The 17,610-nt window shown below is 50.7% G+C and carries 7 protein-coding genes; 5 read left to right on the top strand and 2 right to left on the bottom strand.

The annotated features are described in order from the left end of the window. Window positions 1-244: 244 nt before the first annotated feature. Both CFK45_RS12680 and CFK45_RS12685 read left to right on the top strand, forming a co-directional pair. Entirely contained in the window at window positions 245-3,979 is a 3,735-nt protein-coding gene (locus tag CFK45_RS12680) for a binary toxin-like calcium binding domain-containing protein (protein WP_096086818.1), read from the top strand. A 507-nt stretch (window positions 3,980-4,486) separates the two neighbouring features. Next, the gene (locus CFK45_RS12685) at window positions 4,487-6,430 is read left to right on the top strand and encodes a carbohydrate-binding module family 20 domain-containing protein (protein WP_239923673.1); all 1,944 of its coding nucleotides are present in this window, start codon (window positions 4,487-4,489) and stop codon (window positions 6,428-6,430) included. A gap of 355 nt (window positions 6,431-6,785) precedes the next feature. On the opposite strand, the gene CFK45_RS12690 is transcribed toward CFK45_RS12685, so the two are convergent. Next, a complete protein-coding gene (locus CFK45_RS12690; RefSeq protein WP_204378474.1) occupies window positions 6,786-7,613 on the bottom strand; it encodes a DUF2797 domain-containing protein in 828 nt (275 codons plus the stop codon). A gap of 493 nt (window positions 7,614-8,106) precedes the next feature. On the opposite strand from CFK45_RS12690, the gene CFK45_RS12695 reads away from it, so the two are divergent. Then, on the top strand, window positions 8,107-9,228 hold the full coding sequence (locus tag CFK45_RS12695) for a phosphotriesterase family protein (protein ID WP_204378475.1): 1,122 nt from the start codon (window positions 8,107-8,109) through the stop codon (window positions 9,226-9,228). Between the two features lie 43 nt (window positions 9,229-9,271). Here CFK45_RS12695 and CFK45_RS12700 read toward each other — a convergent pair whose 3' ends face one another. Then, complete coding sequence (locus CFK45_RS12700; RefSeq protein ID WP_096086820.1) at window positions 9,272-9,712, bottom strand: phosphate-starvation-inducible PsiE family protein; 441 nt, start codon at window positions 9,710-9,712, stop codon at window positions 9,272-9,274. Between the two features lie 521 nt (window positions 9,713-10,233). Between CFK45_RS12700 and CFK45_RS12705 the strand changes: the two genes are divergently transcribed. Together CFK45_RS12705 and CFK45_RS12710 are read left to right on the top strand one after the other, a co-directional pair. Next, the gene (locus tag CFK45_RS12705) at window positions 10,234-15,576 is read left to right on the top strand and encodes a choice-of-anchor J domain-containing protein (protein ID WP_143247580.1); all 5,343 of its coding nucleotides are present in this window, start codon (window positions 10,234-10,236) and stop codon (window positions 15,574-15,576) included. Between the two features lie 288 nt (window positions 15,577-15,864). Then, the gene (locus CFK45_RS12710) at window positions 15,865-17,604 is read left to right on the top strand and encodes an ethylbenzene dehydrogenase-related protein (RefSeq protein WP_158224692.1); all 1,740 of its coding nucleotides are present in this window, start codon (window positions 15,865-15,867) and stop codon (window positions 17,602-17,604) included. Window positions 17,605-17,610 lie beyond the last annotated feature (6 nt).

The raw sequence follows: 17,610 nt of genomic DNA on the forward strand, positions 1-17,610 counted from the left end.
TGAAACCTATGTTCTGATAAATACGCGTTTGACCAACAGCAAAACGCCTGGCGCAACATCACAACTCAGGCAAACGCACATCTTGCCTTGCAAGTGAGGCGAAGTCAGCGCAGCGCCAATAACTTAATAAAAGTTTCATTTGTTTTCCCTCTTCAGGGTGATTGTCGTTCAAGGCTGCCCTCTCTAGGCTGCGACGCTCACTGCAACAGCAATTAAAAACAACAAACAAACTGGGAGACAAACAATGAAATCTTATTTCAGGGCACGGCGGGCCTTGCCGTTAGTACTAAGCAGTGCACTTGCTGCAGCTTCACCGGGCGCAGTCGCCAACAGCGAACTTAGCAAGGTGCCGCCGCTATCGACGTTTGCAGCTGTTGTCGCCGATGCCGATATGGACGGTATCGCCGATGGCGACGAAAGTTTAGTCATGGCCTTAGGGCAGCCAAACAGTCGTTTGGCCAACTCAGCAAAAGCTCGTAGTTATATAGCAGCGAACAAGTTTGAGAGCACAGTAAAGCGCGTTAGCGCCGCTCAGGACTCGGACGGCGACGGCATCTCAGATTTTCTCGAAACCTATGGTTATACCGTGCAGGATAACCAGATAGTTGGTTTAAGACGGCAGCTTTCCGATGCTGACTGGCAAGCGTTTAAGTCGCGCGATGCGGTCGATGGTTATGCCGTTTTCCAGTTTGCAGCCAAAGCATTTGAAGACAACCTGCTAATTCGCAAGCACCCATTCGATCAAAGCCAGTGGCTGATTAAACTAGCCGAAAGCCATCAAGCCTTGCGCGCCCAGTTTCTTGCCGAAGGCATTGCTGAAAATAGCCGCCTGATTGTTGGAACAACGCATGAACAAGGGTCCATTGCCAGCATACTTTTTGAGCTGGTAAACGATTACGCCATTTACCAGGAGCGCGACAGCAATGGCAATACACTACCGGTATTTTATAGCCACCCACTGCTAGCGAGCAGCGATCGCGACCCCTATACCGACCGTCAGGAAGTTCTCGGTCTGATTCAGGCCGACGTGCTCGAGCGCCCTTATAACCACCCGCTTGTTGCCGCGTTGCCAAGTATTCGCGCAAACCTGCTTGGCTACCGTTTTACCCTACAAAATGAAACGCGTATTACCCACGGCGAAATGGACACCGAACAAACGGTCACGAAACAAACCGAATCCTACGCTCACAGCCACGGTTTTGCTGTGACCGTTGGCGCCGAGAAGAGCCTCGGCACAGAAACGGGCACCACCGTTAAATTCGAAGTAAGCACGAATCACCAGTGGACCTACGGCAGCTCGGTCACCGAAGAGCTGCGTGTTGCCCACTCCACCTACTCTCACAACACCGATGTCTCCACCGCAGCTTGTTTTTCAAAACTACAACTTAAATTAGCCTTAGAAAATGTCGGATCGGCAAGCATTTCAGATATTTCGCCCAAATTTAATATTTATATCGGCGATACGCTGTGGAATACCGTTAGCATAACAAGCGACGAGACCTTGCTGCCGGGCATGCAATCGGATGAATTTACGATACTCGGCCAGGCCGGCGATGAATCTTGCTTAAGCCTTGAAGAAACCAACTACTTACAACAAGGTGGTTTACTCGGTATTAACACCTCTGTGAACAATGGCCGTTTTAGTTATTTTGATAACGATGCCGGTATATTGGTAGAAAATGGCAGCTGGGATTCCTACGCCCCGTTTATTCCCGATCAACTTGCCAGAATAGACCTAAGCATCACCGACGATGCGGGCGTTCACCACGAGAAAAGTTTTCACTCGGTGGTCCATAGCGAACACTACCCCAATATTGGCTTAAGCAGCCTCGACGTGCTCAATAAAGCCTATCAACAGCTTGACTGTAACGACAGCAATCTAAACGATGCGCTTTATTGTTTTGGCTCGGGCAACAATATACTCAGCCTAAACGACACATCCATCGTTACCTTTTCGTTCTCGAATCGCCAGGGCCAGCTGCTCGACACCGTTGCCAGCCAAAACGCCTACGACAATATGCCCGGCGCCTTGCAGGCGCTACCCCCTCTGGAAAAACAACTGGTTGCGCGCAGCATCGTTTCAATCATTGATCGCGCCAATGAAAAGCCGGATATCGCACATATTGAGGCGATTAATATTCTTAGCGCCCCGACGACCAATACAGCACAAAACAACCCAACACAAAACAACGTTCTTATTAGAAGCACTGTGCGCGATTATTTTGGTGTTGCAAAAGTAGAATTTTGCCTTAACGCCGATAAAACAAGCTGTCAGGCCATGCAAAGTAGCATTAGCGCCGCCGAATATCCGCAAAGTGCCATCTATGAGCTGCGCTTAAGTGATTACGAGCTGAGCGGCAGCGAAGTGATCCGCGCGAGTAATATCGTCGGCAACAGCAGTGAACTGAGCCCGGAAACCTTCTACCTTACCGTCAACCAGGGGCTGGAGCAGAGCTTAGTTAAAAAAGCCAATACCCTGGCCGAGCACTCGCGCAATATTCAACGGCTTTCCAACTTGCGTAAAAATGACGCCAAACTCTATCAGCACATTGTCGATGGCGCCAAGCTTATGCTCTCGCCAGAGCAGGCCCGCGAAAAATTAAATCGCCTGTCAGACGCACTTGCCGCCGCCCGCCAAAGCTGTGGTTTAGATGTGTCCAGCCAATTAAGCGGTGAACAACTAAAACAAAAAAACCACGAGTGTTACCTGCAGCTTACGCAGCTTGAACAACTGATTGCCAGCACCGCCGTAGGCGTTTTTAACTACAACAAACTGCCAATATCGCGTTTAAAACGCAGCGATCACGGCTGGAGCTCGGATGACTCCAGCGGCAACCTTAAAAGCTGTAAATTAGCCGGCAATAGTTTTGTTGTAGGCATTGGTGTAGGCAAGAAAAAAAATCGCCCCAAGGGCACAGCCATTGAATTTAAGTACCGAAGTGTCGATCAGTACGGCAAACTCAGCGCGGTAAAAAATAAAGACTGTGGTTATGACACCGGCATAGAAAGGCGCTTTGCAGCACCGTGGACCAGTAAAGATATCGATGCCAAGCGCGTTAACGTAGTGCTTGACGTTGGCCTTTCCGCAAACAAAGGCAACTACGACAAACTCTGCGTTAAATATCGCATGTATGACTTTGACAAAGGCGAGTTTATCGGCAAGGCCATTACCAACTGCAACGGTCACAACACCGATGATGCATCGACAGAGAAACGCACCGGCGATCTCAACAGCGATTACGACACCCGCATGCTGCGCAGCTTTGCCGCGTATTCACGCAACAATGACGTCAAAATTGTTAAAGGTGAGCATATTAGTTTTTCACGGCCCTATGATCACAAACTGCCGAACAATCTTATTGCCGGCCAGGAGTACAAAATCATCAATGTCGCCTCCAAACAAGCACTTACCCTAAGCGGCAACGAAATCAATAGCCGCAGCATCACTCTTGCAAACGACTCAGGCCTAGACAGCCAAATCTGGAAAGTTGAGGCCGTTAACGACAGAGAATTTCGGCTTATACCAAGTCAATACGACGCATTTACCATCAAACAAAACAACCGCATTATTGCAGTAAAAAAAGACGAACAAGATGAAATGAGCGTAGACTACCAACAACACTGGAAACTATCGTGGCTCAAACCCGGCATCTACGCCATGCTCGACGCACAGGAAAATAAAGCTTTAACTGCACAGGTACTTAACTTCAGTAATTACAACGCCAGAACAAATCAACAGTGGCAGTTTATCCCCGTCGGCCCTATTGATTTAGGCACAGCCAAACAACAAACCCTGTGCGCCGAAGAAAATCAAACCTGTTATTTTACCGGCAAACAGCGTGTGGCCTACGGCGATAAACAAAACAATAAATTTAACTATAAAAATGCAACAAATTCGATCGCTTGCAACAAGCAAACTTTTGGCGACCCGAGCAAAGGCAAAGCTAAAGCGTGTTTTCTAACAGGCGCTATTCAATAACATAGCTTTTACGTTAATAAACTTACCGGGCACCCTTAGCGGTGCCCTTTTCTTGAGTCACATATATTCGTCAAACACGACAGCTACCAAAAACACAAGCTCTTTACACATAAATGCCCCAAACGCACTAGCGGCCATTGCATAGCTATGTGTAATCGATGAATACGTATTCAACTTGTCTACACATATTAGCCATGTAAGCTTTGCATCGCTGCGCAGCACACACCAGAGTGAAAATAATAATGTGATACGCGTTCTACAACATTTATTTTCACGCCTGTTTCATTCAATGAACAAGGCGAGCCTGTCGGCGCTTAGCGATAGGCTTAGCTGTGCTTCGCACTGGGAGTCACTATGGATAGCAATGACGTTCAAACAAAGCAGCATCTATCATATACCTTTCATAAATTACGATTAAAACACCTTAAACCTGACAGACACTCTATACCTGACAGGCACTTGAAATTTTACAGGCATTCTAAGTTAAACAAGCAGCTGCATTTTCTAGTGCTTATATTTTCCTGCTTGTTTTTTTCCAACAAGCTTTATGCCGGCGCCTTTGTTCACCTTTTTGAATGGCAGTGGGATGACATTGCCAGTGAATGTGAAAACCACCTTGCTCCAGCCGGTTACACCGCCGTACAAGTTTCTCCGCCGCAACAATCCATCGATGGCCCGCAGTGGTGGACACGCTATCAGCCTGTCAGTTATCACATTCAAGGGCGCTCCGGCGGGCGCTCAGCTTTTGCAGCCATGGTTGAGCGCTGTAATGCCGCGGGTGTCGACATCTACGTTGATGCGGTGATTAACCATATGGCAGCCTGGGATCGATCATTTCCCGTTGTGCCCTATCGCAGTGAGCATTTTCACAACTGTGTTGAAGATATTGACTACAGCGACGCCTGGTCGGTGCAAAACTGCGATCTGGTTGGCCTCAATGATTTAGCCACAGAAAATGACTACGTGCGGGATAAAATTGCCACTTATTTAAATGATCTGTTAGCGCTCGGTGTTGCCGGTTTTCGTATTGATGCCGCCAAACATATGCCAGCGGACGATATCGCCGACATAGTCAGCCGTTTACACGGCCAGCCCTATATTTATCAGGAGGTCATAGGTGGCGGCGGTGAACCGATCACACCTGAAATGTACAGCCATATTGGCGCGGTAACAGAATTTAACTTTACCCGCACGATCGGCCACTTTTTTAAAGGCCGTGGCGAGCTCAAAGAGCTGAGAAATATTGGTTTATGGGACGGCTGGTTAAACAGTAATACGGCGGTCACCTTTGTCGCCAACCACGATAATCAGCGCCAGGATAGCAACAACACCATTACTCACAAAGACGGCAACGATATTAATATTCTCGCTCACGTATTTGCCCTTGCCTGGCCCTACGGTTATCCCAAAGTGATGTCCAGCTACGACTGGAGTGATCACGACCAGGGCCCACCGAGCCACGGCGCCAGCAGCTGTAGCGGCGGCTGGCTTTGCGAACACCGCGAATTGGCCATTGCCAATATGGCCGGCTTTCGCAAACACACAGATGGCAGCCCCGTCGAAAACTGGTGGAGCAAGCCAGATAACGGCAACCAAGTTGCCTTTGCTCGCAGCCAGCTGGGTTATGTGGTGATCAACGGCGATCGCAGCCAAAGTTTAAATGAGTATTTGTATACGGGCTTGCCTGCAGGCCAGTACTGCAACTTAGCGCTTGCGCGCTATAGCGACAAGCACTGCCAGGGCCCAAGCATAGAAGTAGAGCAAAACGGCTACGCGCAATTTAATGTCGCCGCCAGGCAGTCAGCCATTTTATCAAGTGCGGCCATGCTTAGCGCAGATAATAACAATGATTGCCGCTACCCGAGCATGTACCTGCGCGGCAGCTTTAACAATTGGGCTAGCCAGGCGATGAGCTGTGTCGACGGCGTATGGCATATAAAACTAAAACTAAGTGCAATGGATGAATTTAAGTTTGACGCATTTGCCGACTGGTCTACAAACTGGGGAGACAACGATAAACCGGGCAAACACAAAAAGCGTCGCGCCGAAGCCAATGGTAAAAACATTCAGGTTTATAAAGCCGGCGACTATCAGATCAGCTTTAACGATGAAACATTAAAATATCGCTTTCGCAAAAATAAAGCGCAGATGAGTGACAACAGGAAAATACACTTCACCTGCGCTAACGCCTTTACCGAAAAAGGGCAAGCCCTTTACATTAGCGGAGACATTGAGCAACTCGGCAACTGGGATATTGACCAAGCCGTGAAGCTAACAGCTTCTGACCACCCGAATTGGAGCAAAAAAATTAAGCTGCCCAAAGACCGCGAGATACAGTGGAAGTGCTTGAAAATATCAAAAAACGCCGGTGAGAAACTAGTTGAATGGCAGGCCGGCGAAAACAATATTCTAGATAGCCAAACAACGCGTTTTGCCCACAGTTACTTTTAATCTGCAAAAATATTGGTGCAATGCAGGGCTTGCGCTGTTTAGCTGCTTTTAAAGTTTTAAGCCTTAATGCCCATTTAAAGTCATTAAACCCATTAAAACCCCGGCCAGCACAGGCCGGGGACCTTACCCTAAACTGTAGCTAAAACAGCTGCGCCTAACACCAGTGGCGCGCAATACCAGCGGCTAATTAGCGGCGATACAGCCCTGTAAACACGTATTGAAAAAGCTGCAAGTGCCGGACTCGCACGGGCTACAGGGCTAGCCTTCCCTGAACCTTCTTGCACTGACTATTCTTGCACTGACTATTCTTGCACTGAATAGTCTAGCCCTAAATATTTAAGTAGCACCCCAGGATTTAGGCAACAACACTAAGTTCATACGCGCTGTACTTGCGGATATTAATCACACCGTTTTCAAAGATTAGATACTGGCCTTTAATGCCGATCAGAACGTCATCGATTTCAGCTACTTTATCTAGGTTATACGATTTAATTTTTTTAGGAAATTCCGTCACCGGGTAGTGAATGGTCTGCACGGGGCAGTCTACGCGCTCTATCGCCTGCTCGCCGTGTTTGTCAATAATATCAGCCAACGCCGCTTCAACCTCAGCAATCAGTTCGGCCGCACGCTCCTTTAAATCAATACTGTCGTGGTTGCCTTTCAGCATTGCCTGCCAGTGAGTTTTATCGGCAACAAATTTTGCCAGCGCCACTTCAACCAAACCGGATATATGGCGCGATGAGACCTTAAAAATTGGCAGCGCTTGTGTTGCCCCCTGATCGATCCAGCGTGTCGGTAGCTGAGTGTGCCGGGTGATGCCGACTTTCAAACCCGAGGTATTGGCCAGATACACATAGTGCGGCACAAAACAGTTTTGCTCAGCCCAGCTGGGCTCACGGCAAGTGCCCTGGGCAAAATGGCAGGTCTCGGGTTTCATCACACACATATCGCAGCTGGCGAGTTTCTGCATGCACACGTAACAGTGCCCCTGGGCATAACTCTTTTTTGTCGCCTTGCCACAATTTAAGCAATTGATTTTACCGGTGTAACAAAGCCGTATTCTTTGGCCAATTAAGCTGTTTAACTCAAGCAACTGGTCGCCAAGCGGCAGCTGGTAAATCGCCTCGTTTTCGGTGTTTAACGATGTAACGAGCTTACGTAGGTGGCCCTGCATGGTATTCATCCAACTCTTATCACTTTGCGTATTGTTTTTGCTGTTTGCTTTTTAACCTGACTTGCCGCACAGGCAGTACTGTCGAAGCAGCACGTAAAAGCACGCTTAAAAACAGAAAAAACACTTAAGGGCGCGCCCGGGCAAATAGCAGCAAACAGCAAAACTTACAAAAGCCGGGCAGTATAGCCTACTTAGGCCAGCGAGCCGACCACGCGCCTTAAGCGAGCAGAACGCTTTTAACACGATTAAGCCTGCCAGCTATATAGCATGCGCCGCGCAGCTACCGCGCAATGGCCTTGCGCCGCTTGTCGCACGCCGACAGAAAAACCCTGGAAAAACACTCACAGAATCGTTAGATTGAAAGCCAAAACCTTATGCATACACAATTAATAATAAGCAAACATTGAGCGGCCCGATGCAGCCAACCTTTATGCAACTAGCCTTCATACAACCAGTCTTGATGCGACTAGCTTTAATACAACTGGCCTTAATAGAACCAGCCTTGATCAGAGCAAGCTCGACCTTGCGAAGGTTGAAACTAGCGAGCTTAAGCCCACAGGCGAAAACTCAAAGGCGCCAGCGCAGCTTTCTTGCAGCGAGCTTGTTTTGGCTGCTGAGCCCTATTGTCGGCGCCCCGCTACTCGCTCAGACAAACATCCAAACCATTAGCGAGCGTGTCATTAGCCAACCGGGGCAAATTTGGCTCAGCCATGAGCACCTGCTGGTCGATTTTCGCGGCCCCAAGGGCCTGAGCTCTAACGAGGCAGAACTGGCAAACAAACCCTATAAAAGTCTGCAGCCGGTCGTTGCCAGCTTGCTGCCTTTTCTCTTGCCTCTTAGCGATTACAAGGTAAGTTTTTTTGTTGACGCCACCCCCAAGTATCTCGGCAGAAATGCAGCATTGTTACAAGAGATTCAGCGGAAAACTGGCCTTAACGTACTCACCAATACCGGCCTGTACGGGGTACAGAATAATCGTTTTATCCCCAAAGACCTGCACAATAAAAGTGCCCAAGCCCTGGCCGAGCTCTGGATAGATGAATTTAAAAATGGCATCGACGGCAGTTCAGTCAAACCCGGCTTTATCAAAATAGGTGTCGATGCACCCCTACCAAATAAAAACTTAAATACGCTGCAGCAAAAGCTGGTTGAAGCCGCGGCACTTTGTCACCAACAAACCGGGCTGAGCATAGTCTCGCACACGGGCCCTGCCAGCGCACTGTGGCCCCAGCTTGAAATACTCAAAAAGACTAAGGTCGAAGCCAAGGCTTTTATCTGGGCTCACGCCTATATGGAAAAGAACAACAACGAATATATAAAAGCCGCCAAACAAGGTGTTTGGATCAGCCTCGACGGCCTGGCCTGGGATCTTAACGGCCATATTGAAAAACTTCTGTTTGCCAAACAAGCCGGCATACTCAACCGTGTGCTGATTGCTCACGACGCCGGCTGGTACGACCCGCAAAAAGCCAAACTAAAACACCCGCAAAGCATTAAACCCTATACAAGCTTATTCACTAAGCTGATTCCCGCGCTTAAAAACGCAGGTTTTAGCCCGCGGGAAATTCAGTTGTTAGTAAGTGATAACCCCGCCAAGGCCTTTGCGCTAAAAACCTTAGATTAAGAGTTTTCACAAAAACCTTTAGCTAATAATGGCCTTTAGGCTGTTATACATTTTTCATTCTGTAACTCATTTTTATAAGATAATAGCAACCACCTAAAGCGACAATAATGACACCTAAACCAATTATTGCTAAGGGGTCGTACTTTTCTAAATCAAGTAAAATCACCTTACGAGAGACAGCTATAACCGCAACAAGCAACACCACCTCAGCATGAATAACATTATCTTTAAAATACATCTCCACAGTTTCAACCAACTCAAAACCAATAAGAATAATAAAGAAGAAACCGAAGATCTTGAATAACTCATCTATTTCAAGAAAAATCACATCGTCAGTGGGGTCAAATATATCCAAAAAAAGAAGAATGCCTAGTTCTACAATGGCGATAGCAACAATTATTGTCATGAGCACAAGAACAATAAACGACATCCATTTTTTTGATGCGTGGATTAAAGAGATCGCTTTATCAATATTTTTATCCAATGGTGATATTCTCCAATTGATGCTCCCCACAACAAGTAGACAGCTAACTTAAGCAGCGATAGCTGCTGACTGCTCAAAGGCGACAGAACTCTGCTCAGCGTTTAAAGAGAGTGCCTCTCTTGCGCTTATAAAATGTTTCGCTGTAACCAAATATACCTGAACGCGTTTCATCAATCGACTGATCGTTTTGGCGTCGATCAGCGCCACTTTCAATCTGCCGACCTAGATTCAGGGGCCTGCATTAGCGCTTAGCTTATTAGCCCCTGGCATATTCGGCGCCTGCATAAAACAGCCTAAAGATATTTACGGGCTACAGAGCATTAAAAAAACAAATCGCTCAAAATAAACACAAGCTTAACAAAACCTGTGAATACTCCAGTATTCAAGGCCTCGCGGCAAGTGTGTGAACGTCTGCATTAAAACAAAATAATTTCACAGCACTGTCACACTAACGTCATCTGCCCCTCTCAGAATCGCGTGATTTTTGCATTTAACAAATACGTTAACCGGGGAGAACAATTGTGTTTAAACGTATAACAAGCATCGCTTTGCTGTCTGCTATGGCAGCGCAGAGTTATGCAGCGAGCGATCTGGTACGCCTGGCGTGGACGGATGATCCGTCGACAACAGCTACCATAGGCTGGCGCCAGATATCCGGCAGTGATGCCCGTATTGAATACGGTCGCAGCGCCGATAAAAGCGATTGGACAAATCACGCTGTTGATAAAACAACCAGCATGCAACATCCGGATGACGACGTCAGCCTGGATACTGAGCTTGCCATGCTAAAAGGCCTGAGCCCAGACACAGCCTATTATTTTCAAATTTGCGATAGCGAAGGCTGCAGCGATACACGCTGGTTTAAAACCGCGCCGGATAGCGCCGAAAAGTTTAGTTTTGTCGCCGGTGGTGATTCGCGCACCAACTCTGAGCCGCGCCGCTTAGGCAACCAGCTGGTCGCTAAAATCCGCCCGTTGTTTGTGTTATTTAACGGCGACTTTACCGACGACGGCACACACGACCAGTGGCAGCGCTGGCTTGAGGATTGGCAGCTAAGTGAGAGCGAAGACGGCCGCATCTTCCCCATCGTCGCCACGCACGGCAACCACGAAAACGACGTTGTCGACATGCTCAGCCTCATCTTTGGCATTCCCGAAACGGCTTATTACAAGCTCAGCGTCGGCGGTGACATGATGGAAATCTTCACCTTAAACACCGAAACCGAACCGGGTGTCGGTTACGGCGCCTACAGCAAACAAGACGACAGCATCTGGAAAGCGCAAAACGAGCAATTTGCCGAAGACGCCAATGCGTCCGAAGCGACTTGGTTGATCGGCAACTACCACCGCCCAATGCGCCCGCACACCAGCGGTAAAACCGAGGGCCTCGGCCGCATCGACGCCTGGGCTAAGACCTTTAGCGACGCGGGTTTTGACTTAATTATCGAATCCGACACCCACCTGTCTAAATACACCTTCCCTGTGGTTTACAGCGATGAAGCCGGCAGCTACGAGAGCTTTAAGCGCGACGATGCCAATGGCACCATGCTGATCGGTGAAGGCAGTTGGGGCGCGCCGACCCGGCCAACCGACGACGACAAACCCTGGACCATGGACAGCGCCTCGTTCTGGCAGTTTAAGCTGGTGCACGCCTCCGAAGAACAGCTTGATATTCGCACTGTGCGCTTCGGCTCCGAAGCCGAGCAAGTCGCCGGCCTTATGCTCGACACCGACAGCATTAGCGCCCTGAGCGAGGCCGAGCAAGAGGCCAACGCCTTTGCCCTGCCCAAAGGCCTGCCACTGTGGCAGCCGCTTTCGGGTGAAGTGATCAGCCTGCCTGCCAGCGGTTTTGCCGGTGCCGATATCGACAACCTGCAATTGATCGGCTCAGGTTCAAGCTGGTCCTACCTCGATGACGGCAGCTCGCCTAAGCTCTGGAACAGCGCGGATTTTGACGCCTCGGCGTGGAAAATCGGCGCCGCGCAACTTGGCTACGGCGACGGCGATGAGAAAACCGTGCTCGCCTTTGGCGACGATGAAAACAATAAATTCACCACCACCTACTTCCGCCAGAGCTTTGAGCTCGACGATGCCAGCAAAGTTATTAAATTAACCGCGCGCCTGCTGCGCGACGACGGCGCGGTGCTCTATATCAACGGCCGCGAAGCGCTGCGCTCGAATATGCCAGCTGGCGAAATCAGCAGCGCGAGCTTTGCCGCCAACGGCATTGGCGGCGATGCCGAGTCGACGTACTACGAGTACTTTATCCAGCCAGAGCTGCTAAAAGATGGCGAGAACCTCGTCGCGGTTGAAGTTCACCAGGCTGACGCTTCGAGCTCCGACCTGAGCTTTGATTTAGACCTGACCGCGGTGGTTTCCAATGTAGACACGCCGGCAGCTGAATCGAGCACCACACTTGAAGCCAAGCCGCTTTCCATTTCAGAAATTGAACTGAGCTGGAACGACAGCGAAGACTTTAACGAAGTGGCCTACCAGCTCGAGCGCAAGAGCCCCGGTGGCGATTGGCAGATTCTGACCTGGCGCATCGACGCCAACACAGGCAGCTATATCGACAGCAAGCTCGCTGAAGGCCAGCGCTACAGCTATCGCATTCGCCCGTTTAACGCCTCGGGTTTTACCACCAGCAGTAACGAAGTTGAAAGTGCAACCCTGGCCAACGCCACGCCACTGGTGTATTTCCAGGACTTCAGCCTGGCTGAATTTGGCGACTTCACAAGCTTTAGCGCCAGCAGCAACGCCGACTGGGAAGTGCGTGACTACAACGACAACTTTTACGCTTACAACAACGGCTACGGCGCCGACGAAGCCAGCGACGACTGGTTGATCAGCCCCGCCCTGCCTATCGGCTATTACGACAACGCCTCGCTGCACTTCGACAGCGCCTTTAACTACGGCGGCCCGCTTTTGGAACTGAAGTACAGCGCTAACTACCGTGGCAGCGGCGATCCAGGCTCAGCCACCTGGATCAGCATCCCCGAGTGTAAAGATGCCAGCGACAAGTTCTGCTGGAACGAACCGTCGTCGGGCAACTACAGCTTTGAAGCCTCCGAAATCGATTTGTCCGGCATCGACGCCGAACACGTGCACTTTGCTTTCCACTACCTTTCAAACGGCAGCGCAGGTGGCGACGGCCGTATTTGGCAAGTCGACAACATCGGCCTTCGCGGCATCTACAAAGGCGCCGTTATTGAAGGCAGTGAACTGGCCAACGGTGTGCCAACTAGCTGGACCAACGCCAGTGTCAAAAGCGACGCCAACTGGGAGGGCGGCAACAAGCTCGACATTGCCGGTGTCTTTATCAACGGTTTTGGCGCCGACGGCGCAAGTGAAGACTGGCTGATTATGCCCGCCGTCGAGCTCGCTGACGACGACATGGCCAGCCTGAAATTTGACTACTACCAGAAATACAGCGGCCCAGCGCTCAAAATAATGGTTTCCAGTGACTACAAAGACGGCGCCGAACCCGAAAGTGCCAGCTGGAGCGAAATCGACGTGCACATGCCAGCCCTGCACGATGCCTGGCAAGCGGTCGGCCCTGTCAGCCTCGCGGGCTTGAGCGGCAAGCAGCACCTTGCTTTTGTATACAGCACAACGGGCACCGGGCCCGGCGACGGCGCCAGCATGGGCCTTGCTAATATCGAAATTTTGCGCAACCTCGACAACGTCGTTCAGGAAACTGAAATTGTTGAAGAGAACTTTGACGCGCTTGACTCGCTCGGCCAGTTCAGCGCGTTCTCCAAAGCCAGCGATGCCAATTGGGCGGTGGCGACGCTCGCCGACGAACGTGGCGCAGCGGCCAATGGCTACAACGCCGACGAGGCCAGCGATGACTGGCTGATCTCACCTGAGCTGCAGATTTTAAACTGGCACAACGGCCTGATTCGCTTTGATATCTACACCAAGTACGGCGGCCCGGCACTGGAAGTTAAGATCTCGAATAACTACTCCGGCAAAGGCGACCCGAGCGCGGAAGGCGTTAGCTGGACGACGCTGGACTTTGATATGTCCGCTGCCAGCGACGACGCCTGGAACAGCTACGAGCTAAGTGTTGCGCCGTTTACCGGCAAAGCCTACATCGCCTTCCACTACACCACGACAGGTACTGGCAGTGGCGAGGGCCGCATCCTCGGTGTCGACAATTTCCAATACATCAGCAGCTACGGTGAACTCGGCCTCGCGGCGAGCTTCTCTGCCGGCAAGAGCGATTACACCACGATTGAACAGGTTAGTTTCAGCGCCAGTGTCAGCGGTGGTGAACAGCCCTACAGCTACAGCTGGGACTTTGGCGATGGCAACAGCTCCAGCGAGGCCGCCCCGCTGCACAGCTACAACAGCGCCGGCACCTATTCAGTCAAACTGACAGTCAGCGACGCCGCCGGCAAGCAGTTTGAGTTTGAGCGCAAAGACCTGATCAAGGTTGTGCAATCTACCGAAGAAGTGGTGCCTGAACAGCTAGGTGATGTGCGTGTTGCAAGCTTTAACGCGTATTTGAACCGCGCAAGCGAAGGCCAAATCCTGGCCGATGCCCAAAGTGGCGACGACGAGCAAATCAAAAAAGTTGCCGAGATTATTCAGCGCGTGCGCCCGGATGTGCTGCTTATCAACGAGTTTGACTACGTCGCCGACGGCTCTGCCGTGCAGGCACTCAAGAGCAACTACTTAGAAGTTGCCCAGCAAGAAGGCCTCGAAGGCATTGTTTATGAGTATGTCTACCTAGCGGAGTCAAACACCGGCATCGTCTCGGAATTTGACTTCGACAACAACGGCAAAGCGGGCAGCGGCGGCGGCGATGCCTATGGTTTTGGTGAATTCCCGGGCCAGTACGCCATGGCCCTGCTGTCGCGCTACCCCATCGTCAGCGACGAGGTACGCAGCTTCCAGCACTTCCTCTGGAAAGATATGCCAAGCGCTGAGCTGCCCTTTGACCCAGAGACTATGCAAGAGTGGTATAGCGACGAAGAACTGGCCGTATTCCGCCTCTCGTCTAAGAGCCACTGGGATGTGCCGATTGATGTCAACGGCCAGATCCTACACGTGCTGGCTAGCCACCCGACGCCGCCCGTGTTTGACGGCGACGAAGATCGCAACGGCCTTCGCAACCACGACGAAATAGTCTTCTGGCGCGACTATGTCGATCCGAACAGCAGCGACTATATCTACGACGACAAGGGCACTAAAGGTGGTCTCGGTGCCGATAAGCGCTTTGTTATTATGGGCGACTTAAATGCATCAACAGACGAAGGCGACGCCAGTAAAGACCCGATCGCCAAGCTCTTTGCCAGTGACTACATCAACGGCAGTGTTGAGCCGACAAGCGCCGGCGGACAAGAAAACTCACCGGACAATGAGTTTGCGCCTATGCACACAGCCGACTGGGCGATGCGCGCCGACTACGTTATTCCATCGGTCTACGGCATTCAGGTCGAGCAGACAGCGGTTTATTGGCCGGCATCGTCCGACGTCAACTACGACCTGGTAGGCCCCGGTGTACAAAGCTCCGATCACCGCTTAGTCTGGCTCGATGCAACACTGAGCGGCACTGACGATGATTCGGATAAAGACGGTGATTCGGGTAATGACGATGACTCCGACAAAGACGGCGATTCGGGTAATGACGATGACTCCGATAAAGACGGCGATTCGGGCAATGACGATGACTCCGATAAAGACGGCGACTCGGGCAACGATGATGACTCCGATAAAGACGGTGACTCTGGCAACGACAGTGATTCAGATAAAGACGACGATGACGACAATGATTGGCTCGGCTCGTTTAACTACACCTTTATTCTGTTTGCAGCCCTGCTCGGCCTCGGCCGGCGCTTTATTGGTAAACTGAGCTAAAAACGAAACCTGGCGCAACGCGCCTAACGACAAGCCCCGGCTTTGTGTCGCACCACTATTCACTTAATCATATAACGAGATGGTAGGAGCGAAGCTGAAGCGGGTTTGATTGGGTCTCTGCCGCAAGGATGCGGCGGCGAAGCCCCCATGGACGGGTTTACGGCATCCCAAGAAAGCCCGCATCAGCTTCGTTCCGGCAAGCTTGTACTTAAGTGAACAACGTTGCGGCTTTGTGCCGGGGCTTTTTTATTTAATTCAACAGCATTTTTTTGTAAACAGAGACACCCCGTGACATCGCCCCGCCCGTTAGCTTTAATTATTTCTTTTATTCACTACAGCTTAATCATTGCGGTACTCGGCGCTTTGCTGACAGGCCTGCGCATCTTAACCGTGAAAGCACCCATTGGCGCACTGGGCATCTGGACCTATATTATTCCCCAGGGCAGTGTTTATCTCTGGCACGGCATCTTTGCAGGCTTGCTCTGCCTGACGTTTTTTGCGTATTTATACATATTACTTGCCTATAAACGCTATCGACTGTTTATCCCAACCAAAGCGGCGTCAAATGACACCCACGCACCGCAAAATAAATCAGCAAATAGCAACAAAGCACTGGCGTTTATTTTTTTGCAACTGAGTGTTTGGCTTGCACTGGCTTTGTTAAGCGGTGCCATTATCACAGGTAGCCTACAGTTCTTTTCTGTTTACGCTGGCAACTATGAAAAACTGAACAAGATTCACCAGTTATTTGCCTGGGCCCTGCTTGGCTTTTTTATTGTGCACGCACTTATTGCCCTAGTGGCTAAAGGCATACCGGCCGTATTTTCAATTTTCACACCCAAGCTTGGCGATCACAAATTAGTACTGGCAACGACGTCACTCGCTGTGGCCCTGGCACTTAGTTTTATTTATATTTTTATCCCCAAACAGCTACAGCAAGAACTTGTGATTCACGCGTTAAGCGATAAGCCAGATGGGCTCACAAGCGAGGGGGCAAGCGAATCCATACAGCTCGACGGCGAAGCTTCGGATAGCATCTGGAAACACATCCGCGCCGTACATGTGACGACGGTCGGCGGCAGCTCGCTGGAAAATGGCCAGGTGACCGTCAGCGTAAAAGCTGCGCACGATCACAAGCACGCCTATTTTTTATTTCGCTGGCCAGATGCCAGTCGCAGCTTAAAACACACGCCGCTTATCAAAACCGAAGAAGGCTGGCGCATTATGCAATCGGGCCTGTTAAACGCCGACGAAACCGGCTTTTATGAAGATAAATTTGCCGTGATGTTATCGCGCTCAGATGAAATAGCCGGCGCAGGCACCTTAAAGCTTGGCCACCGACCACTTAAACATCACCCGCGACCAATAGGTCAGCGCGGCCTGCACTACACCGACGATGGCAGCGTAACCGATGTCTGGCAGTGGAAGGCCGTGCGCACCGGCTTTAGTCTTGGCCAGGCCGACGACAACCACTTTGGCGCAGCGCTGCCATCGGACTCTGAATTTAAACGCTATACCGGCGGTTACCAGCGCGATGACGACTGCGAACACTTGGTTCGCTGGGAGGCCGGCGACTACCAGCTAAAACCCGAGTGCGGTGGATATATAAGCAACTGGAAACTGCTAAAAGAAGGCATTGTGCAGCCGCGCCGGTTGCCGAAAAACCTAAACGCCGTCAAACATATTGACAAGCTGGATCTAAGACACAACAGCAGTGACCGGGGCAAGTGGTGGATGGACTGGCAAGACAGCCAGGTCTACAGCGCTGACAGCGATACGCTGCCGCTCGGCTCGGTAATTCCGTCGGTGTTATCACTTGGGCCATTTAAACAAGGCCGCGGCGACGTCAGCGCCGCGGCAAGCTGGCGAGACGGCTACTGGAGCTTAGAAATAAAGCGCAGCCTCAGCAGCAATTCAAAATACGACCTGCCAATTGAAGACGGCATCTTTTTTTGGCTTGCGGTATTTAATCACAGCCAAACACGCCACAGCTATCACCTACACCCGCTAAAAATAAAAATGAACTAGGCCGCC

Origin of the sequence: Agaribacterium haliotis (assembly GCF_002312815.1) — a bacterium.
GTDB classification, from domain to species: Bacteria; Pseudomonadota; Gammaproteobacteria; order Pseudomonadales; family Cellvibrionaceae; genus Agaribacterium; species Agaribacterium haliotis.

Bases quoted from the DNA above. Each gene is read 5' to 3' on its own strand.
- CFK45_RS12690 (WP_204378474.1), bottom strand. From the start codon at position 7,613: ATGAATACCATGCAGGGCCACCTACGTAAGCTCGTTACATCGTTAAAC.
- CFK45_RS12680 (WP_096086818.1), top strand. From the start codon at position 245: ATGAAATCTTATTTCAGGGCACGGCGGGCCTTGCCGTTAGTACTAAGC.